The following is a 23,551-nucleotide window of genomic DNA, read 5'->3' on the forward strand; positions in this document are numbered from 1 at the left end:
CAGTAAATTATTATAGAAATAGAAAAACAGGTGGAGAAAAACAACTCGTTTTTCTCCACCTGTTTTATTTTAGGGACTTATTAGACAGCCCCTTTTAGTCAATGGCATAATACGATACTTATTAGTGTTTCAAAAATATAAATTCCAATTAAGTTACTTGACTTTTATTTTTCTGATAATTAAGATAATTAATTGAAGTTGCTTAACTGGAAAGGACCCAGATCCTTTGCAGATTTTACATACAGGAGGAATAGATATGAGCGAAATTATAATTTTATCAGGCAGCCCTGCTATACCATCAAGAACAGATATTTCATTAAAATATATCCAAACGTTGGTGGAAAAAGAAGGATTTACAACGGACTATCATTCTATTACCGAGTTTTCTGCAAACGACTTATTCCAAGGTCGTTATGATAGCGAGGATATTCTAAGACTTTCAGAAAAGATTAAGCAAGCTAATGGTATCATTATTGGTTCACCTGTCTATAAGGCATCTTATACAGGAGTGTTGAAAGCTCTAATTGATTTATTACCCGAGGGCGCGTTTAAGGATAAGCCAGTTTTGCCCATAATGGTTGGGGGAAGCAACAGGCATTTATTGGCTATAGATTATGCGCTGAAACCTCTTATATCAATATTAAAAGGGGAACCGATGCAGGGGTTATACTTTGTGGATAAAGAAATCGATAAGCAGAATCCAAAACATCCGATTAAGGAAGTGGAATTACTTGATCGTACAAAGAGTCAAGTAAAGGAATTTGTAGAAGCCATACAAAAAAGAAGAAATTGATGATTTCTTCTTTTTATCTTGACCCTTCCCATCAACGAGTTAAGTTATAGGCTACTTTAAAGGTTTATTCAAGCTTGTTCAGGATGAATGAACCTTTTTTACTGGCTTAACAAATCACTGTAACAAACTTGAACTATTTGTGTATAATAATTGAAGTTAAACCAAAATATTAAACCAAGTTAATTTATATGAAAACTCCATTGACAATGATTTGATATGTGTTAATATTTAAAATAATAAAACTTATCAAGAGCGACGGAGGGATTTGGCCCTTTGAAGTCCAGCAACCTGCATCATGAATGCAAGGTGCTACATCCAACAAAATGTCATCATTTTGGAAGATAAGGTAAATAAGATTACCTTATCAATCTTTCCATCTTGGCATGGAAGGATTTTTCTGATTGATTTTATTAATTTGGGGGAATTCATTTACAAGCTGATCATCTTACGACAAGCTAGTCGACGAGTTTTCTTAAAGGAGGAATAGCCTTGGAAAAGGAAAATCAGCTGGGGGAAATATTTGAAAGGCTGCAAGAAATGCTAAAAACTATGAAATATGGATCCATAACCCTTATCGTTCAGGACGGTAAGGTTATACAAATGGAAAGAAACGAAAAATTGAGAATTAAATAAATGGACTGCTGACTAGAAAACTAGAGGTGGATTTAGCTGATATAAATAGGAAACTATTGGTTAAAGCCGCCTTTTTCATTATAAGAAATGGTGTTTCAAAGGCTTTCAAAGATATCTGCTGTACCATAGGGTGATTCTTAAAAGGGGGTATAGAGTTGGCAGAGCTAGTGGACTATGAAAATATTGATACAGCGACATTACCTTCGTTCCCGGAAGATAGCGATACAAAAGGCGCGTTAGAAGTATTGGAATGGGCAAATTCAGAGTACGGAGATAAACTCATTTATGCCTGTAGTTTTGGGATTGAAGGAATTGTACTGACAGATTTGCTGGCAAAGGTTAATCCTTCCGCCAAAATCGTATTCTTGGATACGGATGTTCATTTCGCTGAGACTTACCAATTAATCGAACAAGTGAAAAATCGTTACCCACGGCTTTCCATTGTAATGAAGAAACCGGAAATGACATTGGAAGAACAAGCCGCTGAATTTGGTGATGAATTATGGCTTCATGACTCAAATCAATGCTGTAACATCCGCAAAATTACGCCGCTCACTGAAGTATTATCAACAGCGACGGCTTGGCTCTCGGGACTGCGCAGGGAGCAATCGGAAACCCGTGCATTGACTGAATATATAAACAAGGACAACAAATTCAAATCTATCAAAATTTGTCCGCTCATTCATTGGACATGGAAAGATGTATGGCGTTATGCGCATAAAAATGGCTTACCATATAATGTGCTTCATGATAATGGATATCCAAGTATTGGCTGTAAAACATGTACAGCACCTGCCATTAATGCTGATGATCTTCGTTCAGGACGATGGCAAGGTGCCCAAAAAACAGAATGCGGATTACATTTATCATAATTATAAAAAATTCAGGGGGAAATCAGCATGACCATTAGCTTGCCGCACGGAGGAACATTAATCAATCGCTTTGAACCAGACTATGATTTAACTAAAATAGAACAATCCGTTGAAATTGATGAAATCTCATTAAGCGACTTGGAACTTATAGGGACTGGAGCATACAGCCCCATTGAGGGATTCTTTTCAAAAGAAGACTATCAAACAGTAGTAAAGGATATGAGGCTTAGCAGCGGGCATGTCTGGAGTATTCCTATTACATTACCACTTTCCGCTGATGTGGCAAACGCTCTTACAATCGGGGAAGAAGTAAAGTTAACTCATGAGGGCCAAACTTATGGAGTCCTTGCCGTTTCCGATATATTTACACCTGATAAGCAAGTGGAGGCAACTTTAGTTTATCAAACGGATGATGAGAATCACCCAGGTGTAAAAAATCTATATAATCGTGGCGATGTATATGTAGGTGGTAAAATCAAGCTTATTAAACGGATCGAGCGTCCATTATTCGAGGATCATTATTTAGACCCAGTTGATACCCGAAAAACATTTGAAGAAAAAGGGTGGAAAACGGTTGTCGGTTTCCAAACAAGAAACCCCGTTCACCGTGCCCATGAATATATTCAAAAAACAGCATTGGAGATAGTGGATGGATTATTCTTAAACCCATTAGTTGGTGCCACGAAGTCCGATGACATTCCTGCTGACGTTCGGATGGAAAGCTATAAAGTATTACTTGAAAAGTATTATCCAAAGGACCGTGTCTCACTTGCGGTATTCCCAGCAGCCATGCGATATGCAGGACCTAGAGAAGCGATTTTTCATGCAATGGTTCGTAAAAACTACGGATGTACTCACTTCATTGTCGGACGCGACCATGCAGGTGTGGGCGATTATTACGGTACGTATGACGCACAAAAGATCTTCGGGAACTTCACTTCTGATGAGTTAGGGATAACATTATTATTCTTTGAACATAGCTTCTATTGTAAAACATGTGGGAATATGGCTTCTGCAAAAACATGTCCGCATGGTAAAGAAGATCACGTCATCCTTTCTGGGACGAAGGTTAGGGAAATGTTACGGAATGGGGAAATTCCACCAGCGACTTTCAGCCGCAAAGAAGTAATCGAAGTATTGATAGAAGGGCTTAAGAAGAACGAGGTATATAACTAATTATTGTAAGTTTTAGAAGGAGGATCCTCATGAGTAAAAGTACTAATGTAACTTGGCATGATGCATCGGTAACGAAGGAACTTAGACGGAAGCAAAACGGTCATGAGAGCACGGTGATATGGTTTACCGGGCTTTCAGGTTCTGGGAAATCAACGATCGCCAATGCTGTTGCAAACGAGTTGTATAATCGGAATATCCGAAATTATGTTTTGGATGGGGATAATATCCGTCATGGACTTAACAAGGATTTAGGCTTCTCAGAAAAAGATCGCACAGAAAATATTAGACGGATTGGAGAGGTATCCAAGCTCTTCGTGGACAGTGGTCAATTCGTATTAACGGCATTTATATCACCTTTTCGTGCAGATCGTCAAATTGTTCGGGACCTGCTTGGAGAAGGCGAGTTTATTGAAGTGTACATAAAATGTCCACTTGAAGAATGTGAAGTCCGTGATCCAAAAGGTCTTTACGACAAGGCGCGTAAAGGTATCATTAAAAATTTCACTGGAATCGATTCTCCATATGAAGAACCGGAACATCCGGAAATCGTATTGGAATCCAGTCAGTTTAGTGTAGAAGAGTGCGTCGAACAGGTTATAGACTATTTGACAACAAAGAGAGCGATTTAACCTAGGGGGAAAAGAAATGGTGTACGAGAAGATTTGGGCGGACAATCCAGCGCTTGCCAAAAACAAAATGGAAATTCGGAAACTGGAAAAAGATGCTTTGAAGATTTTTGACGATATTCCTCATTACGCGGCAAATGGATTCGACTCCATCCCTAAAGAAGAATGGGATGTGTTCAAATGGGCAGGTCTTTACTTACAACGTCCTAAAGAAGCTGGTTATTGGATGATGCGTGTTGTGATTCCAGGAGGGATTCTCACATACGACCAACAGATCACCCTTGCAAATATTGCTAAGGATTATGGCCGCGATGTCTATGACATCACTACACGGCAAGCTATACAATTTCATTGGTTGACGATAGAGCAGGTCCCTGATATATTAAATCGTCTAGATCAGGTAGGATTGACAACAGCGGGTGCTTGCGGAGACATAACACGGAATATTATCGGCAACGCTCTAGCTGGAATCGATCCAGATGAGTTATTCGATACGCGGGAAGTCCTTACGGATGTATTTGAATACTTCAGAATGAATGAAGACTTTTCGAACCTTCCACGTAAATATAAAATGTCAGTCAGTGCTAATATACATAATGCTTCAAACGCCGAAATCAATTGCGTTTCCTTTAATCCGGCAACAAAGGTCATAGATGGGCAAGAAGAAGTCGGCTTTCATGTGAAAGTTGGTGGGGGTCTATCCTCAGTCCCTATGCTGGCACAAGAACTGGATTTATTCGTTTTACCTGAGAAAACGGTAGAAGTGGCTGCAGCGATCACAACGATTTTTCGTGATTTCGGATACCGGGAAAAACGCCACCGTTCACGTTTGAAGTTTCTTGTTGCTGATTGGGGCCCTGAACAATTCACGGAAAAAGTACTGGAATACACTGGGCCGCTACCTGACAAGGGAGAAAGTGCGTTGAAGGAATGGAATGCTGGTTATTTTTACGGCATACATAAACAAAAACAGGAAGGACTCAACTATGTGGGCGTCAATATCCCAGTTGGTCGACTAACGCCCGAAGAGGTTATCGAGTTCGCCGAAATAGCTAAAAGATATGGAAATGGGGAAATCAGGAATTGCAATTCACAAAACCTGATTATTCCGAATGTATCGGATGGAAATCTGGAAGCCTTAAAACAGGAAACAATCTTTGAAAGATTTCCATACGAGCCCAAGAAATTTCTCGGTTACTCCGTTTCCTGCACAGGTATAGAATATTGTAACCTAGCACTTGTTGAAACGAAAAACAGGATGAAAACCATTGCCGAAACATTGGATAAGGAAATTGATCTAGATGTACCGGTAAGGCTGCATATGGTTGGCTGCCCTAATAACTGTGGCCAACGAGCGATTGCTGATATAGGATTACAAGGGATAAAAATGAAAAACCAAGATAAAAAGATGGTTGAGGCTTTCGAAATATACGTGGGCGGAACATTAAATGCTGGCGGAAAATTCAATGAAAAACTAAAAGGAAAAGTGGAAGCGGAACAACTTTATCATGTCTTGAAAGAGCTAATTCTTTATTTTAAAGACAAAAAACTTCCCTCGGAAAGTTTTCTTGAATTTGTTGAACGGGTTGGAACGTCGGAATTACAGAATAAACTGGATAATGTCTTAGCGAGCATGATTGCTGTTTAAAAAGAGGTAAAAAAATGATGAATCTTTATCGCTTTGAAGTTACAATTAAGAATGAATTATGTCATGTCATCATTGCTGCAGATTCAGATGAAATGGCTTTCCAGCTTGTCGATATCGAGCTGGAAAAACGGTTTTTGAAAATGCCGATGGTTAATGACGTATCATTATATGAAAAGAAACAAATTAAAAATGGAGCAGGTTTCGTTTTATCGAATTTCGAAACAGTACTCTGAGGAAAGGCGGATTGCAAAATGGGGAAAGTATATCTAGTAGGAGCCGGTCCCGGAGATCCAGATTTAATTACAGTAAAAGGGTTAAGATGTATTCAGGAAGCTGATGTTATTTTATATGACCGCCTTGTAAACAAAGAGTTGTTGACTCATGCCAAAGATGGCGTAGAATTGATTAATTGTGGAAAACTGCCGGATTACCATCTCTTGCAACAAGAAACAATCAATCGTTTTCTCGTCAAATATGCAAAAAAGGGTAAGGTGGTCACCCGATTAAAGGGCGGAGATCCCTTTGTGTTCGGTAGAGGCGGAGAGGAAGCAGAGGCTCTTGTCGAAAATGGAATACGCTTTGAAATAGTACCGGGCATTACAGCTGGCATAGCCGCATCGGCCTATGCAGGTATTCCGGTTACCCATAGAGACCATGCATCATCATTTGCCATTGTAACCGGTCATCGTAAAAAGGGTGAAGACGATAACATCAAATGGGAATCGCTTGCTAAAGGCATCGATACATTGGCGATATACATGGGTATTAAGAACCTTCCGTATATTCAAGGAAAACTCTTGGAACATGGGAAAAGTCCAGACACACCTGTAGCATTAATCCATTGGGGGACATTGGATACACAAAAGACGGCTATCGGTACATTAGGCACTATACTAAAAACTGTCCAAAACGAAGGAATCTCAAATCCCTGTATGATCGTCGTTGGAGAAGTGGTTAACTTAAGTGGGAAAATTAATTGGTTCGAACCAAGGGAAGTCGAAAAGTTATTGGCTAACGAGGCCTTTTAATGGAAGCGATTCTTTACATATGTCATGGGAGTCGCGTTAAAGAGGCTTCCGCGCAAGCTATCGATTTTATTCGAATTTGTATGAAACGACACCCCAATGTTATTCAAGAGTATTGCTTTCTGGAATTGGAAAGCCCGACCATAGAAGAAGCATATGCAGCTTGTGTATACAGGGGAGCAACAAAAATTAAAGCGATCCCGATTCTCTTATTAACTGCTGCGCACGCTAAACATGATATTCCACAGGTTTTACGTAAAATGAAAAACCAATTTCCTGATGTGGAAATGAAATATGGTAGGCCAATAGGGGTCAGTGAGAGAATGGTGGATATCTTAGAGGAACGTTTGGTAGAAACAAAAGAAAAGATAACGGAAAATTCACTTGTTTTATTGGTTGGGCGGGGAAGCAGTGATCCTGATGTAAAAAGAGACTTAGGCCATATAGCCAATTCACTTCAAAACAGGATACCAAACACTAGAGTGAAGGACTGTTATTTGACAGCGGCCTCACCAAGCTTTGGAGAAGCACTGTTAAAAGCGAATTCGACTCCCGTAAACCAAATTTTCGTAATCCCTTATCTATTGTTTACTGGTCTTTTAATGCAATCGATGGAAAGGGCAATATCGGAAGTCCAGAGAAACAGCGACAAGAAATTTGTCCTTTGTCCTTATCTTGGCTATCATCCTAAGATTGAACAAGCAATATCAGATAGAATTCAGGAATTATCTGGGGAGAGTGCTTATGTATCCGATTACGCTTAATCTCGAAAATAAAAAGTGCGTCATTATCGGCGGCGGTAAAATAGCCTTTTTTAAAGCTAACCCTTTAATAAAAGCAGGAGCTATTGTCACTGTGATAAGTCCTGAGATTTGTGAAGGGTTCCAGCAACTTCAAGAACAAGGAGCCGTTCATGTTGTTCGTAAAGAGGTGGAAGCAGCGGATTATCAAGAAGCCTTTTTAATCATTGCCGCAACCAACTCATCCAAGGTTAATGAAGAAATCTACAAAAATGCTCATGAAAATCAACTCGTCAATGTCATCAGTAATCACGAGATGGCAAACTTCCACATTCCGGCAACTTTACATAGAGGAAAGCTTTCAATCAGTGTTTCCACAAATGGGGCAAGCCCTCAGCTAGCTAAACAGATCCGTAATGATTTACAGGAAGTATATGATGAATCGTATGAGGATTATCTCGAATTCCTATTCGAAGCAAGACAGCATATAAAAAGCAGTTCATTTTCAAAAACAGAAAAATCCAGGTTGTTAAAAAATTCAATCGACGTGTTGTATAAGCATTCCGTTAAGGAAAGATATCGATTTTTAGTGAGTCTTATGCCGGTTGAAATTGATTAATAGATTGCGCTCATCAGAGAAAAGGAAGGCACCTTGCAATGATAATTTATCATTGCAAGGTGCCTCTTTTGACTATACATGAATGGTGTATGTAAGGTCAGTGTATTAATCTAGGAAAATGGGGAGGAAGTCATGGGAAAGTTCATCGTGTTAGCTTTCATCAGTTTTTCAAGAATGAATAGATGGTTCACTTGGAACAGTCATGGGAAAGTTCATCTTCACTCCAATTGATGTTTTGAATTACTCCAGCAGTTGCTTCAGTTTAGCATGTTATCCGTCCCTTATCAGAATTGGAACCACCGCTGTTTCAGTGGCCTCGTCTATCAACCTTGGTATTGTAGACAAGAATATAGTCTATCGCATGGTTTCCAGGGGAAATGGAATACATGTCTTTTTAGGCTGTCTCGGAATCTACCATAGAGTCACAAAACTGTCTTTAGCAAAAAAGCTAGGGACTTATTCAGCCTAAGCGAATTGACTCTTAAACAACCCTTGTGGTTGTTTTTTGCATTCCATGGAAACCTCATTCTAAAATTTAATCAGTTCATTTATACGAGGAATTTAGTTTCTTCCCTTTTAAGAAGTTTTCTTACTATAATAAGTCCAATCGAATGAGACAAGGTATCCATATACTATTGTTGAGGCTAAATAAGAAAGGGGTACATCAATGTCCATTTTTTCAAAAGACTCAACAGGCTCAAGGCTAGGCAAAGTTCTAGCACGGTTTCGGGCTGGCGATTCATTTTCATTAGAAATCATTCCCGGGTATATCTTCACAGTCAATAACAAGTTCAACGCTACACTCAAGAAAAAAAAGGAGAAAGAGTGTAAGCAAGATGAGACGTGTCAGGAACGAAAAAACAAACACGACAATAAAGAAAATGATTAAACCATTCCATGATTTATGTGTCAAGATTGACCAGTAAATTTCTTAAAGAATCAGTCATCTGAATGGATGGCTGTTTTTTTATATGTCGATCTATAAAGAGTTTTGCCTTTTTAAGTCATCGTGGATTTATTATCGAGATAAAAACATCTGAAAAGGTAGTTAAATATTTTACAGTTTTGTACAATAATATAAAAGAGATAACTTAACGTTATAAAAGGAGTTTTAAAATGTACAGCATACCCGATCACCTAGCGAAAAATTTGGATATCCTGTTTGTTGGCTTCAATCCTAGTATCCGTTCAGGACAGACAGGACATCATTATGCCAATCCAAATAATCGCTTCTGGAAGATTCTCTTCGAAGCTGGATTAACCGAAAGAAAATACGATCCTTCTGAAGACTTCGCTTTATTAGGGTTGGGTTTTGGATTTACTAATATTGTTTCTAGACCGACAAAAGGGGCTGCCGATATCACTAAAGAAGAATACAAAGAGGGAAGAAAACAACTACTTGCAAAGATAAAGCTTTTCAAGCCTAGGATTGTTTGTTTCGTCGGTAAGGGAGTATATCAAGAGTATCGGCAGAAACGAGACGTTCCATGGGGCTTACAGAAAGATCCTTTGTCGAAGGAAACGATGGAATTTGTAGCCCCATCTTCAAGCGGTTTGGTTAGGATGAGGATAGAGGATATTATTGAAATCTATCGAGAATTGCCGGAGCTTTTGAAGAAGTGAAAATACATAATAAGGGCGGAGACTTATGAGGCAGGATAGTTTGGGAGAAGAGCGTATCTATACAGATGTCAATGAAGGGCAAAGTTTCTGGGAAGGGGTGAAGGACTGTATCCCTACTTTACTGGGATATCTAAGTATCGGCTTTGCGGCTGGGGTAGTCGAAAAAACAGCGGGCTTAAGCATGGTGGAAATTGCCCTTATTTCCCTCTTATTATATGCAGGATCCGGTCAATTTATAGCGTCAGGCATGATTGCGGCAAGTCACCCGATCTCTGCCATTGTTTTTACGATCTTTTTCATCAACAGCCGCCATCTTTTACTAAGTGCGGCATTGGCACCATATTTCCGTCATCAAACAACGAAGCAAAATATACTAACAGGTGCCTTGTTAACAGATGAGACTTTTGGCGTTGCCATTAATCATGCACAGCTAAATAGAGCCATCAATTTTAAATGGATGTTAGGTCTGAATGTTGCCGCCTACTTTAATTGGTTCGTGGCAAACATGGCAGGGGGCTTTTTAGGGCAATGGATTCCCAATCCCGAGAAATATGGCATGGACTTTGCATTGCCTGCAATGTTTATTGGGCTTCTTGTTTTGCAGATTTTAAGACATAAAAAGTATTTTCTTGACTGTTTGGTAGCTCTCAGTGCCATCATAATTGTAGTGGCTTCAAGCTTTGTTTTTTCTGGAAGCACAGGTGTCATCGTTGCAACAATATTAGCATCAACCATAGGGGTGGTGATTGAAAGGTGGAAATAAACGCATATATTTTCTATGTGATCTTAGGGGCCGCCATCGTTACTGTCATCCCTAGAGTCTTACCATTAGTGTTACTTAGCAAAATGCATATTCCTGAGTGGGGCATCAATTGGCTGAAACATGTTCCTGTTGCTGTCATGGCTGCCCTACTTGCTCAGGAACTTCTTTTAGTGGACCAATCGTTTTCTATAAGGGAAAATTTATTGAGCCTAGCTGCTGCACTGCCTACATTTGCAATAGCCATTTTCACACGAAGCTTACTAATTACCGTACTTGGAGGAGTTCTTTCATTAATGGCATTAAGAATATTCTTTTAAAAAAGTTTTAAAAAGTACTAACTTTTTAGTGAATGAGTCGATATAACTAGTGAGGTTCGCCTCACTGGTTTTTTTGGTGCGTGATAATTGGGTGGGGATTTATCTTAACTTATAAGGTTTAGGAAGCTTGATTATCAAAAACGCGCGGGCTTACATATTCTATAATAAAAGAATTCGTATTGTAAGCGCTTTAAAGATTGGATGAATGTTTAATAATTGAATGGCTGTTAATAATGGAAATAAGCAAATTGCTACGGAGGTGTTTAAGTAATGAATATAAATGGAGCCTTAGAAGTCCTTGATCGTATGCGTCTTTCTAATGGGGCATATACAGCAAGTCTTTCTGAAGATTATAATTATGTATGGGTTAGGGATGTAGTTTACACAGTGTTACCTTTTTTAACTGATTCATCCGATCGATATATGAATGCCTATCATGCATTATTTGATATATTTCGTATGTATGAATGGAAAATAGACATTCATACCGAAAAAAAACCTCAATATCTTTTTGAATATATTCATGCTCGGTACTCCACTGATTTAAAAGAACTTCCAGTTGAATGGGGCCATGCCCAGAATGATTCAATTGGTGCTTTTTTATGGGGGGTTGGCGAAGGTTACCGGAATGGACAAAAGGTCATACGAGATGAACATGACTTGGAAATTGTGCAAAAGTTAGTCGATTATCTTGAGTGTCTTCAATATTGGCAGGCCGGAGATAATGGGATGTGGGAAGAGAATATTGAAATACATGCTTCAAGTATTGGAGCTTGTGTAGCCGGTTTAACTTCCGTAAAAATGCTTGTGACAGTTAAGGAAGAATTAATCAAGAAGGGAGAGGAAGCTCTTCGTTTCCTGCTTCCACGAGAAAGCTATACGAAGGAAACCGATCTTGCCCTTTTATCATTAATTTATCCATACCGTCTAGTTGATCGCAATACTGCCCTGAAAATTTTAGAGAATGTTACGAATCGTCTTGAAAGGACTTACGGTTGTATACGTTATGAGAAGGATCTTTATTATAATGAAGGGCAAGAAGCCGAATGGTGCTTCGGGCTCCCTTGGATTGGACTTTGCTACCTTGAACTAGGTATGGTGAACAAGGCGATGGATTATATTGATAAAACAAAAAAAATCATTCCTTTAAATTGGGAGGTGCCCGAATTATATATTGGAGGAAGAGACGTCCCTAACGGAAATACCCCGTTAGCTTGGTCAGTTTCTTTATCATATTTATTTTTGGAGAAAACAAATATGATGCAGAATGAAAAAATTAAATAAGTCATTTAGAGCATGAAAAAAAGCTCTTCCCATCAAGGGAAGGGCTTACATTTATTTTGGGGGAAGTATTTTATTACATTTATTGGGTATTCTTCCATTAAAATGTTTAAAGGTAGTGCGAAAAGGGCATTTATTACAATATATCGCCTCTGTTTGAAGGATAAATGCCATTTTTAACGAATATATATATTAACTGGTACTTATTGATACGAATATGCTATCGAGTTTATATTGTTCATGTTGATGGAGGCGGATAAATGAAGACAATGATTGGCCAACTAGAAGATAGTTATCCAAGTGACTTTGATTTATATTTATTTCATGAAGGTACGCTTTATGAAAGTTATAAAATGCTTGGGGCGCATATTCTAACATCATCAGGTATAGAAGGTGTAAGATTTGCGGTTTGGGCACCTCATGCCAAGAAAGTTTCAGTAGTGGGAAACTTTAATAATTGGGACGGTACAGATCATTTTATGGAACGTATCGATAATTCCGGTATCTGGGTATTATTTATACCTGGATTAAAAGAAGGTGATTTGTATAAATACGAAATACATTCACCGGGAAATAAGCAATTTCTAAAGGCAGATCCTTATGCTTTTTATTCTGAAATGAGACCAGATACAGCCTCCATTGTCCATGGTTTGAATAGCTTCGATTGGGCTGACTCGAAATGGCTGAGTGATAGGAAAAAGGGAAATGTTTATCAAAAACCCATGTCCATTTATGAAGTGCACCCTGGTACATGGAGACAGACAGCGATGTCCGAGTTTTATACCTATCGAGAGTTGGCTGATAGCTTAGTAGAGTATGTGGTTGATAATGGATTTACCCATATTGAACTGATGGCCATAATGGAACACCCTTTCGATAAATCATGGGGATATCAGGTGACCGGTTATTATTCAGTAAATAGCCGCTTTGGATCTCCAAATGATTTTAAATACTTGGTGAACCTTTGCCACCAAAAAGGGATAGGTGTCATATTAGACTGGGTTCCTGCACACTTTTGTAAGGATTCCCATGGTCTTAGCTGTTTTGATGGTACTCCACTCTATGAACCAATTGAATTTGATCGAGCTAATCGACCAATATGGGGAACATTTAATTTTGATTTTACGAAACCAGAGGTTATTAGTTTTCTCATATCTAATGTGATGTTCTGGATGGATGTATACCATATTGATGGTGTACGTGTGGATGCCGTTTCTTCCATGATTTATTTGAATCATGATAATCCCTTGCCAGTAAAACTTAAAAACCAATATGGCGGGGAAGAGAACCTAGAAGCGATTCGGTTTTTACAAAAATTGAATGAAGTGATTTTTGATAAGTATCCTAATGCCTTAATGATGGCTGAAGAAGCAACAGATAGACCCCTTATTACTTCTCCAACTGATATAGGAGGTCTAGGCTTTAATTATAAATGGAATATGGGATGGTCAAATGATATCCTCCGATATATGCAATTGGAAACAAGTGATAGACCCAGTCATCATAACCTCTTAACCTTCTCATTTCATTATGCATTTTCAGAAAATTTCGTCTTGCCTTTCTCTCATGATGATGTGGTTCATGGAAAGAAGTCTTTATTGAATAAGATGCCGGGAGACTATTGGCAGAAGTTTGCTAATTTGCGCTTGCTCCTCGGGTATTTCATGACGCACCCAGGAAAAAAGCTTCTCTTTATGGGCGGGGAATTTGGACAGTTTATTGAATGGAAAGATGATGAACAGTTGGATTGGTTTCTTTTGGAGTATGAGTCCCATACAAAGTTAGCTCTTTATTTTCGAACCCTGCAACAATTTTATCGAGAACATTCATCTTTATGGCGACAGGACCACGTACAGGATGGTTTCGAATGGATAGATCCCAATAATCGTTCCCAGAGCATTCTTACATTTATGAGAAAAGGTAAGCGAAAAGGAGATTATTGTATCGTGGTTTGTAATTTTTCAGAACAGACACACTATCAGCATAAAATTGGTGTCCCATCTCTAGGGAAGTATATGGAGGTATTTAACAGTGATGACCTTACCTTTGGAGGGTCTGGACAAATCAATCAAGAACCTCTTCATGTAAAAAAAGAACCTTATCATAACCAAAGATACAGTATGAATATTACAGTTCCTCCATTAGGGGTTTCAATTTTTATGAAGCAAACAAAAAAAAGGGCTGGGAGAGTGAACGAATAATGGGAGCAAAAAAGTGGATTGCGATGTTATTGGCAGGAGGTCAAGGCTCAAGGTTAGGTGAATTAACTATTGGATTGGCAAAACCTGCAGTTCCTTTCGGTGGTAAATATAGAATCATAGATTTTCCATTAAGTAACTGCACTCATTCCGGTATCGATACGGTTGGGGTCCTGACTCAATATCAGCCATTGATACTTAATGATTATGTCGGAAACGGAAAAGCATGGGACTTGGATTTAGATGTGGGTGGCGTTTCTGTCCTTCCCCCTTATCAAGGAAAAGAGGGTGGGGAATGGTATAAGGGTACAGCTAATGCTGTTTATCAAAATATTCAGTATATCGATAACTATGATCCTGAGCATGTGTTAATCCTCTCAGGCGACCATATTTATAAAATGGACTATAGCAAAATGCTGGACTATCATATCGAAAAATCTGCTGAGGCAACTATAGCAGTGATTCAAGTACCTTGGCAGGAAGCAAGCCGCTTCGGCATTATGAATACGAATGAAGGTGATAGGGTCACTCAATTTGATGAAAAGCCAAAATACCCGAAGAGTAATCTGGCGTCAATGGGTGTATACCTTTTCAACTGGAAAACATTAAGAAAATATCTTATAAATGATGAAAAAGATGTGAATTCTTCCAATGATTTTGGCAGCAATATCATTCCAAAGATGCTGGAAGATAGAAAGAAATTGTATGCTTATCGATTTAATGAATATTGGAAGGATGTTGGAACGGTTGAGAGCCTATGGCAAGCCCATATGGACTTATTGGAAGAAAACCCTAATTTCCAGTTAGATGACCCGCAATGGAAAATTTTCGCCCGAAATGCTAATCATCCGCCACAATATATTTCGAGAGAAGCGGAAGTCACACAATCGCTCGTGAATGAAGGCTGCATGATTTATGGGAACATTGACCATTCCGTCTTATCCTATAATGTCAAGGTTGGATTTGGCTCAACCATAAAAGACTCGGTCATAATGCCGAATGTCACCATTGGCAATAATGTCCACATTGAAAGAAGTATCATAGCAAGTAATTGCGTGATTGAAGACGGAGCAGTGGTAGGTAATTCAACCGTGACTTCTGACATTACCTTAATTGGAGAAAATCAGACCATTACTGATTCAAATAAAAAAAAGATAACTCTTAATTGATCAAGGGGGAGCTGCAATGGAAAATGTGTTAGGAATCATCAATTTAATTAATGAAAAACAACATTTAAAAGAATTGACTGCTCACCGTAATGTGGCATCTGTGCCATTTGGCGGACGATACCGTCTAATCGACTTCACAATGTCGAACTTTATCCATGCGGATGTTTCAAAGGTCGCTGTCTTTCCAAAGGAAAAATACCTCTCTGTTATGGACCACTTAGGATCAGGGAAAGAATGGAACTTAGACCGGCGTTCAGGTGGATTATTCATTTTGCCACCTATACATCCTGATGAAACGGTCACTGGAGACATGAAACAATTTTATGACCATCTCAGCTTTTTTGAACGGGCAGATGCCGACACCGTCATCATATCTCCTGGATGCCATGTTTGTAAATTGGACTTTAACGAAGTGCTTGCTTACCATAAAAAAGAGAAAGCGGATATCACTGTCGTCTATAAAGATTATGTGGGAGAATCCATTGAAAAACCCATCTACCACAAATGTTCAGTGAATTCGGATGGCGCCATCACCGACATTAGCTTTTTTACCATACCTCAACCGGGAGACCATGTTTGTCTAGAAACCTTCATTATCAGTAAAAGCCTTTTGGTCAATTTGATTAAGAGCTGTGTTGCCAATGGGGAATACGATTTCTTGAAAGATGCGGTTAAAGCCAATCTTCATCGTTTTACGGTTAAAGGCTATCATTTCACTGGAGAAATGCCGTTCATACATTCTATTGAAAGTTTTCATTCGAGTAATATGGATTTCTTGAATCCTGCCGTCATTCGGACTTTCTTTGGGGATACATGGGATGTCTATACAAAAATTAAAAACGAGGCTCCGGCTAAATACACACAATCCTCCAAGGTTACTAATTCATTGATTGCCAATGGGTGTAATATTGAAGGTACAGTTGAAAACAGTATTCTATTCAGAGGAGTCAAGGTGAAAAAAGGGGCAGTCGTAAAGAACAGCATCATCATGCAAAAAGGTGAGATAGAAGAAGGGGCAGTCGTAGAAAATATTATAACGGATAAAGAAGTTAGAATTACACGGGATAAAGAAGTAATTGGCCTACAACAACCAACTGTAATAAAGAAAGCAGAAGTTATTTAATGGAGGTACAGCTATGAATGTTCTATTTGCCGCTTCAGAATGCGCTCCTTTCATAAAAACCGGAGGACTTGGAGACGTGATAGGTGCACTTCCAAAAGCACTTAAAAAACAGGGGGTCAATGTAAGTGTAATTCTTCCAAAGTTTAAAGACCTTCCTTTTCATATCAAACAGGAAATGACGCACGTGACCAGTATCGAGGTCCCTGTAGGCTGGCGCCAACAATTTTGTGGAATTGAAAAGTTGGTTGCCAATGGGATTACATATTATTTTCTTGATAATGAATATTATTTTAAAAGACACGGAAGTTATGGATATTTTGATGACGGTGAAAGGTTTGCATTTTTTTCCCGTGCCATATTAGAATCCATACCTTTTTTAGACGATCACCCAGAAATCATCCACTGTCATGATTGGCAAACAGGTCTTGTGAGTGTCTTGTTGAAAGCACATTATCAAAAACATCCATTATATGAAAATATTAAAACGGTATTCACCATACATAATTTACTCTATCAAGGTGTCTACCCTAAAACTGTCCTAGCGGAATTGTTGGATTTAAGTGAATTGTATTTCAATATGGATGGTCTTGAATTTCACGGTAATGTGAGTTATCTTAAAGCGGGTCTGGCCTTCTCTAACTATATTACAACCGTAAGTCCAAGTTATGCAGAAGAGATACAGACTCCCTATTATGGAGAGCAACTGGATGGCTATCTGCGTAAACGGAACGGGGATCTTAAAGGTATCATAAATGGGATCGATAATGAATCCTATAATCCTGCTTCAGATGAATATTTACCCGTGCCTTTTTCCACATATGAAGGGAAAATGAAAAACAAGCGCGAATTACAGGAAATATTGAATTTGCCAGTCAATGATGAGGTTCCAGTTATATCAATGGTGACACGATTGGTTGACCAAAAAGGGATAGACCTTATCCTGCATGTCTTCCATGAAATGATGGGTCAAGGCATTCAATTCATATTATTAGGAACGGGCGAGGAAAAATATGAATGGGCTTTCCGTAATTTGGCTGAGCAATATCCTAATCAAGTATCGACCAACACATATTTTGATGAAGGAATGGCCAGGAGGATTTATGCGGGCTCTGATATTTTCTTGATGCCGTCACAATTCGAACCATGTGGAATCGGTCAGCTTATAGCAATGCGCTATGGTGCATTGCCGCTGGTGAGAGAGACTGGTGGCCTTCGTGATACGGTCATCCCTTACAATCAATTTACAGGCGAAGGTAATGGTTTTAGTTTTACGAACTATAATGCTCATGATATGCTTCATACTATTGAACAAGCGGTAGGAATGTATAAATTCCAACCAAAAAGATGGAAGCAGTTGACTGAAAATGCCATGAATGAAGATTTCAGTTGGGATTCCTCATCTTCCGAATATATAGATTTATATGAAAGCTTATTAACAATCAAAAAATAAGACAGTATAAAACACTTACGATTAATTTTCGTAAGTGTTTTTGTTTCTTTTGTCATACTTCATGGGTATATATAAATATAAATTATTTGTAGGAGAATGAAAATGAAAAGTAGAAGAAGAATGGAAATTGTGTTTTTATTTATTTTAATCGCATCTGTTTATATGGTTTTATTTAGCTATGCTAGCTTCAATGTGAAGCTATTTTTTATGGGATTATATATCTTGGTTATGCTTATAACGATGATCTCACTTATGCTAGAAAATAGATTTGCCCATGATACACTTTTATGGATGTATGTTCTTTTTTGTTTTCCTGTTTTTGGATTTATTTTCTATTTGTTTTCAGGTCAACTTTATCTAAAAGGATATTTATTTCAATCTAAAAGAAGAAAAGATAGAGAAGAATGGAAGAATCTTGTCAATGACATATCAGCTCCTGATTTATCGTTTCTGAATAATCATCAGCAATCTTTTGCGGATTTTGCAAAGAATGCTTCAGAAACAACCATCAGTACATCTTCAGAAACGAAAGTATTGAAAAATGGGAATGAAACATTTACAGAAATCATTCAACAGTTAAAAAAGGCGGAAAAGTTTATACATATAGAATATTATATTTTTCGTTCTGACAGGCTTGGTAAGGAAATCATCGATATCCTCATTGAAAAAGCAAAGGAAGGGGTAGAGGTATTATTTATCTTTGATGCAGCAGGAAGCTTAAGTCTAGCAAATAAAGAAATCAATAGAATGAAAGAGGCAGGTGTGAAGATATTTCCATTTTCGCCGTTAAAGCACGGATTTTTTAATCAAAAATTCAATTTTAGAAATCACCGGAAAATAATCATCATAGATGGAGAGATTGGTTTTGTTGGCGGACTGAATGTAGGGGAAGAATATCTTGGAAAAAATAAAAACATTGGATTTTGGCGTGATACACATATGGTTCTTAAAGGGGAAGCTGTTTATATGCTCCATACCGTATTCCTGATGGATTGGGAATATGTAAGTGGAGAAGATGTCTTAGAAGAACGACCAAAAATGAATAAATTTGAAAAGGGAGATGGAGCTGTCCAAGTTGTTGCGAGTGGACCCGATACCCAGCAGGGAATCATGAGCGATTATTATTTTTCCCTCATAACGACTGCAACCAAATCAGTTTGGATAGCAAGTCCATACTTTGTCCCCAATCAAGCAATTAAAGCTGCGATGAAGAATGCTGCTTTAAAAGGAATACAAGTTCGTCTTATGGTTCCTGCTGTAAATGACGGGTTCTTAACCCAGTATGGGAGCCGCTCCTATTTTGGTGAGCTTCTACAATTTGGCGTAGAAATATACTCCTATAAAAAAGGTTTCCTACACCAAAAAATAATCATTGTGGATGGAGACATGGCTTCGATAGGTACGGCAAATATGGACATGCGAAGCTTTCATTTAAACTTTGAGGTAAATGTCTTCTTGATGGGCAATAGTTCCATTGCTGATTTAGCCACTCATTTTCAAGAAGATATAAAAGATTGTGAAAGGATTGATCCATTAACCTATAAAAATAGGACACTATTGGAACGTTCAAAAGAATCATTTGCCCGACTATTTTCCAATATTCTATGATGGGCATGCATTAAGAAATCATAGTATAGTAGGATTGGAAGTCAAAACAGATAGATATAAGGAGAATAGAATAAAAAATGAAATTGGTATCTTGGAATGTAAATGGCATAAGAGCGTGTGTAAAAAAGGGATTTTTAGATTACTTTAAAGATGTGGATGCCGATATTTTTTGTCTGCAGGAAACCAAGCTTCAAGAAGGGCAAATCACACTTGATTTAGAAGGCTATTATCAATATTGGAATTATGCTTTGAAAAAAGGGTATTCAGGAACGGCGATATTCACGAAGGAAAAACCTATTTCGGTTAAATATGGAGTTGGTGACCGAGATGAAGAGCCTGAAGGAAGAATAATAACTCTTGAATTTGAAAAATTTTATATGGTAAACGTGTATACGCCTAATGCCAAACGAGATTTAACGAGACTGGACTATCGTTTGGAATGGGAAGATGAAATGATCGAATATCTAAAAGCCTTGGATATGAATAAACCAGTCATTTATTGTGGGGACCTTAATGTAGCATACTCCGAGATAGACTTAAGAAACCCCAAAACGAATGTTGGAAACTCCGGCTTCACCCTGGAGGAAAGAGGTAAAATGACTAACTTGTTAGAATCGGGTTTCATTGATACTTTTCGTCATTTTTATCCAAACAAAGAAGGTTCATACTCTTGGTGGTCTTATATGAGCAAGGTAAGAGAAAGAAATATTGGCTGGCGGATTGATTATTTTATTGTTTCGGAGCGGTTGGCTGTAGATTTAAAAGATGCTAGCATTCATTCAAATATAATGGGTAGCGATCATTGTCCAATTGTCTTGGAAACGGCCTTTTAAGTAGGATAAATATGATGTTATGGGAATATACTATCCGTTATCCAGTTTAACGGGGGGTGACGTGATGAGAACGTTTATTGCAAGCTTCCATCAAGAAAATCATATAGAATAGCATGCAAGTACAAAAGCTTACAGCCAGTGAATTTATTGAAGCAGGGGCAAGTGGTTTCCGAAGGTTATTCGAACTTGAAAAAAATGCAGGTAGCTTTGTCTTTTTTGACCAAAATTGGAGACGGACTCCTTTCCATCTCATCCTGCTATATCCTGAAGAAAACAATGATCCTAGTGATTGTTATTCATTTTCAAGAAATGATTGTTATGAATTCATGGTTCTTTATTTGCAAGGGATGGAGGAAAGAAGAGCAAGAGTATGGTCCAATTCATCACATGGAACATTTGAGGTTTCATATTGTGGAAGAGGGTAAAATATTGAACCATTAATGGATGAGGTGGAACCATGCAAGGGACGTGTGAGCTTTGTTCTCGAAGTGAGATAGAACTGACTGTGCACCATCTAACGCCCAGGGAGGAAGGAGGCAGTCAGTTACCAACCGCTTTTCTTTGTAAATCGTGCCACAAGCAAATTCATGCCTTATATTCAAACCGGGAGTTAGCCATAAGATTATATACCGTTATTTTGTTAAAAGATGATGAAGCTTTGAAAAAATATATAAAATGGATCAAGAAGCAACCTGCTAGCAAATCTGTAAAAACAAGAAAGTCCAAAACTAAATAATACGAAGGCCCATCTTGAATTAGATGGGCCTTCGTATTATTTATCTATTAATGCTTCCCCTATTCTTTAAACGATCCAGTAAAAATCCACCTTTAAAATACCTCGGTTCATAAGAAATGATGAAAGCTTTAGGTTCGAATTTTTCAATTGTAGCAATTAATTCTTGTTCTCGGTTACGTTTTGTTAATATTTCCATCCGATAACGGTTACTATCCCTTCCTTCGCCTGTATAGAGAGTAACACCAAAGCCGTTGTTCCTTAATGTGTCCATCAATTGGGTGTTTTTCGTCTGTGTATTAACGGTAACATTGATAAAACCAATAGCAAGTTTTTGCTCAATTTTCGTCCCGAATATGATACCTATTCCAAAACCAACTGCATATACAACCATGGCCAATATGCTTTGGTCTCCACCAAATACGAGGGATAGTCCAAATACATAAACTAACATCTCGGCTATGCCTAAAATAGAGGCCAAAGAGGTTAAGTTTTTGACTAAGAATATGGTACGTAATGTATAGATGGGAACATAAATAAGTTGCAATAATAAGATTAATAATATTTCCTTCAATTGGGCACCTCTCCATTATAATTAAGTCCATTAACTATTCTATATGAAACATCTTCCATAATCTAAACATATGGCACACAATAAAGCTATGGAAATATTATGCATGAACATGGGCATGCACATCCTATCACTTTTTTAGTTAATAGTTCTAGGTACTAAATCAATCTTAAATTTGGTATTATTGTTCTAACTATTTATCACATGTGAAGAAGAGGGTGTCTTCTGCTTTCACTTGTTGGTCCAATTCATGTTAAATTGCCTTGGATTTTCATGTTCACTTGTAAAAACATACAAAGGAAATGAAAAACTGTGAAAAGGTCACCATTTTAAAACGAAAGGGTTGAAGGTTATTACAACGATTTGTATAGTACGCCATGGAGAAACAGATTGGAATGTAGAAGGACGGTTACAGGGGCAAACAGACATACCACTTAATGAAAATGGAAAGAGGCAGGCCAGGAAGTGTGGAGAGTTTTTATTCAAAGACAAGTGGGATGTAATTTTTACTAGTCCTCTAAAAAGAGCAAGGGCTACAGCCAATATTATAGGTGAAATAATTGATTCCCCAATTATTATTAAAGAGGAATTCATTGAAAAGAATTTTGGGGACGCTGAAGGAATGACAGCTGATGAGAGGGAATCCACATTTTTTAATAAAGAATACCCTAATCAGGAAGACCAGGAAAGTTTACGAGAACGCCTTATGAAAGGCCTACAGGATATTGAAGCAGAATATCCTGATAAGAAAGTAATTTTAGTTGCACATGGGGCGGTCATTCATATGATTTTACGTATGATGTCGAATGAAAAGATTGTATCAACTCAAACTAGATTATCAAATGCTTGCCTGAGTACAATCAAGTTTGAACTGAATTCATGGGTTATAGCCGATTATAATCAAGTGAATCACTTGTCTTAATCCTTTCTAATTTAACAGTTCGGTTGCTATTGGGCAGCCTATACGAGAAAGAAGGAAAACATGACTAAAAAAACTGCGTTAGTTTTAGGTGCAACTGGGGTTGTAGGCACCCAACTATTGAAAAGGTTATGTACTAGTAAGGATTATCAAACCATACATCTATTTACGAGAAGAGAACTAGAATATAAAGATTCCGTTTGTAAAGTGCATATTGTCGATTTTAATAATATGAAAGAATTTGCAGATTTGTTTCATGTCAATGATGTGTTCATATGTTTAGGCACTACCATTAAAAAAGCGAAATCTAAAGAAGCTTTTCGGAAAGTTGATTATGATTACGTAGTAGAGGCGGGAAAATTGGCAAAAGCGGCAAATGTAGAGAATGTATTGGTTATAAGTGCTATCGGTGCTGACTCTAAATCAAGTTTCTTTTATAGTCGAGTAAAGGGAGATATGGAAGAAATACTAAAACAATTAAAATTGAATTCTTTACATATTTTCAGACCTTCGTTATTAATTGGAGAACGAAAAGAACTCCGTATCGGTGAAAAGATATCCGGTAAACTGAGTTCGATTTTTAAATTTTTGTTAGTGGGACCTCTTCGCCCATATCGCGCCATACATGTAGAAACGGTGGCTACTGCCATGAGTATTGCGGCAAAATCCATTACTTCAGGAAACCATGTGTACCAGTCCAATGAAATAGAGGAACTTGCTAATGAGAGAGAACTATATTAGGAGTTTGATTGATAAGATAAAAAAATGAAAGCGGGCCAATTATATGAGGCTCGTTTTTATTTTTATGAATTTTGATATACAAGTTCCTTA

Annotated in this window: 25 protein-coding genes and 1 riboswitch; of the genes, 24 read left to right on the top strand and 1 reads right to left on the bottom strand. The window is 37.9% G+C overall.

The features are described 5' to 3' along the window. The first annotated feature begins 256 nt into the window (after window positions 1–256). From ssuE to ACIQXR_RS18720, 22 genes are all read left to right on the top strand, one after another. Window positions 257–793 carry an NADPH-dependent FMN reductase gene (gene ssuE, locus ACIQXR_RS18615; protein WP_402873154.1) on the top strand — a complete coding sequence of 179 codons (537 nt, stop codon included), beginning with the start codon at window positions 257–259 and terminating at the stop codon, window positions 791–793. 240 nt (window positions 794–1,033) lie between these two features. Then, window positions 1,034–1,141, top strand: a riboswitch (SAM riboswitch). Window positions 1,142–1,309: 168 nt separating this feature from the next. Next, complete coding sequence (locus ACIQXR_RS18620) at window positions 1,310–1,426, top strand: YezD family protein (protein ID WP_402873240.1); 117 nt, start codon at window positions 1,310–1,312, stop codon at window positions 1,424–1,426. Between the two features lie 167 nt (window positions 1,427–1,593). Next, on the top strand, window positions 1,594–2,298 hold the full coding sequence (locus ACIQXR_RS18625) for a phosphoadenylyl-sulfate reductase (RefSeq protein WP_402873237.1): 705 nt from the start codon (window positions 1,594–1,596) through the stop codon (window positions 2,296–2,298). A gap of 27 nt (window positions 2,299–2,325) precedes the next feature. Then, window positions 2,326–3,474: a sulfate adenylyltransferase gene (gene sat / locus ACIQXR_RS18630; protein ID WP_402873151.1), complete on the top strand. Its 1,149-nt coding sequence runs from the start codon at window positions 2,326–2,328 to the stop codon at window positions 3,472–3,474. A 29-nt stretch (window positions 3,475–3,503) separates the two neighbouring features. Continuing rightward, window positions 3,504–4,103 carry an adenylyl-sulfate kinase gene (gene cysC, locus ACIQXR_RS18635; RefSeq protein ID WP_402873148.1) on the top strand — a complete coding sequence of 200 codons (600 nt, stop codon included), beginning with the start codon at window positions 3,504–3,506 and terminating at the stop codon, window positions 4,101–4,103. A 16-nt stretch (window positions 4,104–4,119) separates the two neighbouring features. After that, window positions 4,120–5,748, top strand: coding sequence for a nitrite/sulfite reductase (locus ACIQXR_RS18640; RefSeq protein ID WP_402873146.1), 1,629 nt, complete (start codon window positions 4,120–4,122; stop codon window positions 5,746–5,748). Window positions 5,749–5,762: 14 nt separating this feature from the next. Next, entirely contained in the window at window positions 5,763–5,981 is a 219-nt protein-coding gene (locus ACIQXR_RS18645) for a DUF3906 family protein (protein WP_402873143.1), read from the top strand. Between the two features lie 18 nt (window positions 5,982–5,999). Next, on the top strand, window positions 6,000–6,776 hold the full coding sequence (cobA, locus tag ACIQXR_RS18650; protein ID WP_402873141.1) for a uroporphyrinogen-III C-methyltransferase: 777 nt from the start codon (window positions 6,000–6,002) through the stop codon (window positions 6,774–6,776). Beyond that, the gene (locus ACIQXR_RS18655) at window positions 6,776–7,537 is read left to right on the top strand and encodes a sirohydrochlorin chelatase (protein ID WP_402873138.1); all 762 of its coding nucleotides are present in this window, start codon (window positions 6,776–6,778) and stop codon (window positions 7,535–7,537) included. Before cobA ends, ACIQXR_RS18655 begins: the two co-directional genes overlap by 1 nt. Further along, window positions 7,518–8,132 (top strand): NAD(P)-binding protein, encoded by a 615-nt coding sequence (locus ACIQXR_RS18660; protein WP_402873135.1) that lies wholly within the window; start codon window positions 7,518–7,520, stop codon window positions 8,130–8,132. Before ACIQXR_RS18655 ends, ACIQXR_RS18660 begins: the two co-directional genes overlap by 20 nt. Window positions 8,133–8,799: 667 nt before the next feature. Beyond that, window positions 8,800–9,021, top strand: coding sequence for a hypothetical protein (locus ACIQXR_RS18665; protein WP_402873132.1), 222 nt, complete (start codon window positions 8,800–8,802; stop codon window positions 9,019–9,021). A 227-nt stretch (window positions 9,022–9,248) separates the two neighbouring features. Next, window positions 9,249–9,755, top strand: coding sequence for a mismatch-specific DNA-glycosylase (locus ACIQXR_RS18670; protein ID WP_402873129.1), 507 nt, complete (start codon window positions 9,249–9,251; stop codon window positions 9,753–9,755). 25 nt (window positions 9,756–9,780) lie between these two features. Further along, window positions 9,781–10,518: an AzlC family ABC transporter permease gene (locus tag ACIQXR_RS18675; RefSeq protein WP_402873126.1), complete on the top strand. Its 738-nt coding sequence runs from the start codon at window positions 9,781–9,783 to the stop codon at window positions 10,516–10,518. Then, entirely contained in the window at window positions 10,509–10,835 is a 327-nt protein-coding gene (locus ACIQXR_RS18680; protein WP_402873123.1) for an AzlD domain-containing protein, read from the top strand. Before ACIQXR_RS18675 ends, ACIQXR_RS18680 begins: the two co-directional genes overlap by 10 nt. 270 nt (window positions 10,836–11,105) lie before the next feature. Beyond that, complete coding sequence (locus tag ACIQXR_RS18685; protein WP_402873121.1) at window positions 11,106–12,119, top strand: glycoside hydrolase family 15 protein; 1,014 nt, start codon at window positions 11,106–11,108, stop codon at window positions 12,117–12,119. Between the two features lie 257 nt (window positions 12,120–12,376). Next, window positions 12,377–14,317: a 1,4-alpha-glucan branching protein GlgB gene (glgB, locus tag ACIQXR_RS18690; protein ID WP_402873118.1), complete on the top strand. Its 1,941-nt coding sequence runs from the start codon at window positions 12,377–12,379 to the stop codon at window positions 14,315–14,317. After that, window positions 14,317–15,483 (top strand): glucose-1-phosphate adenylyltransferase, encoded by a 1,167-nt coding sequence (locus ACIQXR_RS18695; protein WP_402873115.1) that lies wholly within the window; start codon window positions 14,317–14,319, stop codon window positions 15,481–15,483. The genes glgB and ACIQXR_RS18695 overlap by 1 nt, the downstream gene beginning before the upstream one ends. 16 nt (window positions 15,484–15,499) lie before the next feature. Then, window positions 15,500–16,606, top strand: a complete 1,107-nt coding sequence (gene glgD / locus ACIQXR_RS18700; protein WP_402873112.1) for a glucose-1-phosphate adenylyltransferase subunit GlgD — start codon at window positions 15,500–15,502, stop codon at window positions 16,604–16,606. Window positions 16,607–16,619: 13 nt separating this feature from the next. Next, the gene (glgA, locus tag ACIQXR_RS18705; protein WP_402873109.1) at window positions 16,620–18,056 is read left to right on the top strand and encodes a glycogen synthase GlgA; all 1,437 of its coding nucleotides are present in this window, start codon (window positions 16,620–16,622) and stop codon (window positions 18,054–18,056) included. A 102-nt stretch (window positions 18,057–18,158) separates the two neighbouring features. Continuing rightward, complete coding sequence (gene cls, locus ACIQXR_RS18710; RefSeq protein WP_402873106.1) at window positions 18,159–19,664, top strand: cardiolipin synthase; 1,506 nt, start codon at window positions 18,159–18,161, stop codon at window positions 19,662–19,664. Window positions 19,665–19,741: 77 nt separating this feature from the next. Further along, window positions 19,742–20,497: an exodeoxyribonuclease III gene (locus tag ACIQXR_RS18715; RefSeq protein ID WP_402873103.1), complete on the top strand. Its 756-nt coding sequence runs from the start codon at window positions 19,742–19,744 to the stop codon at window positions 20,495–20,497. A 457-nt stretch (window positions 20,498–20,954) separates the two neighbouring features. Beyond that, window positions 20,955–21,233, top strand: coding sequence for an HNH endonuclease (locus ACIQXR_RS18720; RefSeq protein ID WP_402873097.1), 279 nt, complete (start codon window positions 20,955–20,957; stop codon window positions 21,231–21,233). Window positions 21,234–21,273: 40 nt separating this feature from the next. Here ACIQXR_RS18720 and ACIQXR_RS18725 read toward each other — a convergent pair whose 3' ends face one another. Next, window positions 21,274–21,804, bottom strand: coding sequence for a DUF2179 domain-containing protein (locus tag ACIQXR_RS18725; RefSeq protein ID WP_402873095.1), 531 nt, complete (start codon window positions 21,802–21,804; stop codon window positions 21,274–21,276). A 340-nt stretch (window positions 21,805–22,144) separates the two neighbouring features. On the opposite strand from ACIQXR_RS18725, the gene ACIQXR_RS18730 reads away from it, so the two are divergent. After that, window positions 22,145–22,723 carry a histidine phosphatase family protein gene (locus tag ACIQXR_RS18730; RefSeq protein ID WP_402873092.1) on the top strand — a complete coding sequence of 193 codons (579 nt, stop codon included), beginning with the start codon at window positions 22,145–22,147 and terminating at the stop codon, window positions 22,721–22,723. 60 nt (window positions 22,724–22,783) lie between these two features. Next, window positions 22,784–23,461: an oxidoreductase gene (locus ACIQXR_RS18735; protein ID WP_402873089.1), complete on the top strand. Its 678-nt coding sequence runs from the start codon at window positions 22,784–22,786 to the stop codon at window positions 23,459–23,461. Window positions 23,462–23,551: the final 90 nt, after the last annotated feature.

Source organism: Peribacillus sp. NPDC097224 (genome assembly GCF_044761985.1).
Classification (GTDB): domain Bacteria; phylum Bacillota; class Bacilli; order Bacillales; family DSM-1321; genus Peribacillus.

Coding starts and splice junctions, on each gene's coding strand:
- sat (WP_402873151.1), top strand. CDS start 2,326: ATGACCATTAGCTTGCCGCACGGAGGAACATTAATCAATCGCTTTGAA.
- ACIQXR_RS18695 (WP_402873115.1), top strand. CDS start 14,317: ATGGGAGCAAAAAAGTGGATTGCGATGTTATTGGCAGGAGGTCAAGGC.
- cobA (WP_402873141.1), top strand. CDS start 6,000: ATGGGGAAAGTATATCTAGTAGGAGCCGGTCCCGGAGATCCAGATTTA.
- cls (WP_402873106.1), top strand. CDS start 18,159: ATGAAAAGTAGAAGAAGAATGGAAATTGTGTTTTTATTTATTTTAATC.
- ACIQXR_RS18655 (WP_402873138.1), top strand. CDS start 6,776: ATGGAAGCGATTCTTTACATATGTCATGGGAGTCGCGTTAAAGAGGCT.
- ACIQXR_RS18665 (WP_402873132.1), top strand. CDS start 8,800: ATGTCCATTTTTTCAAAAGACTCAACAGGCTCAAGGCTAGGCAAAGTT.
- ACIQXR_RS18685 (WP_402873121.1), top strand. CDS start 11,106: ATGAATATAAATGGAGCCTTAGAAGTCCTTGATCGTATGCGTCTTTCT.
- ACIQXR_RS18660 (WP_402873135.1), top strand. CDS start 7,518: ATGTATCCGATTACGCTTAATCTCGAAAATAAAAAGTGCGTCATTATC.
- cysC (WP_402873148.1), top strand. CDS start 3,504: ATGAGTAAAAGTACTAATGTAACTTGGCATGATGCATCGGTAACGAAG.
- ACIQXR_RS18720 (WP_402873097.1), top strand. CDS start 20,955: ATGCAAGGGACGTGTGAGCTTTGTTCTCGAAGTGAGATAGAACTGACT.
- ACIQXR_RS18675 (WP_402873126.1), top strand. CDS start 9,781: ATGAGGCAGGATAGTTTGGGAGAAGAGCGTATCTATACAGATGTCAAT.
- ACIQXR_RS18640 (WP_402873146.1), top strand. CDS start 4,120: ATGGTGTACGAGAAGATTTGGGCGGACAATCCAGCGCTTGCCAAAAAC.
- ACIQXR_RS18645 (WP_402873143.1), top strand. CDS start 5,763: ATGATGAATCTTTATCGCTTTGAAGTTACAATTAAGAATGAATTATGT.
- ACIQXR_RS18670 (WP_402873129.1), top strand. CDS start 9,249: ATGTACAGCATACCCGATCACCTAGCGAAAAATTTGGATATCCTGTTT.
- ssuE (WP_402873154.1), top strand. CDS start 257: ATGAGCGAAATTATAATTTTATCAGGCAGCCCTGCTATACCATCAAGA.
- glgB (WP_402873118.1), top strand. CDS start 12,377: ATGAAGACAATGATTGGCCAACTAGAAGATAGTTATCCAAGTGACTTT.
- glgA (WP_402873109.1), top strand. CDS start 16,620: ATGAATGTTCTATTTGCCGCTTCAGAATGCGCTCCTTTCATAAAAACC.
- ACIQXR_RS18735 (WP_402873089.1), top strand. CDS start 22,784: ATGACTAAAAAAACTGCGTTAGTTTTAGGTGCAACTGGGGTTGTAGGC.
- glgD (WP_402873112.1), top strand. CDS start 15,500: ATGGAAAATGTGTTAGGAATCATCAATTTAATTAATGAAAAACAACAT.
- ACIQXR_RS18715 (WP_402873103.1), top strand. CDS start 19,742: ATGAAATTGGTATCTTGGAATGTAAATGGCATAAGAGCGTGTGTAAAA.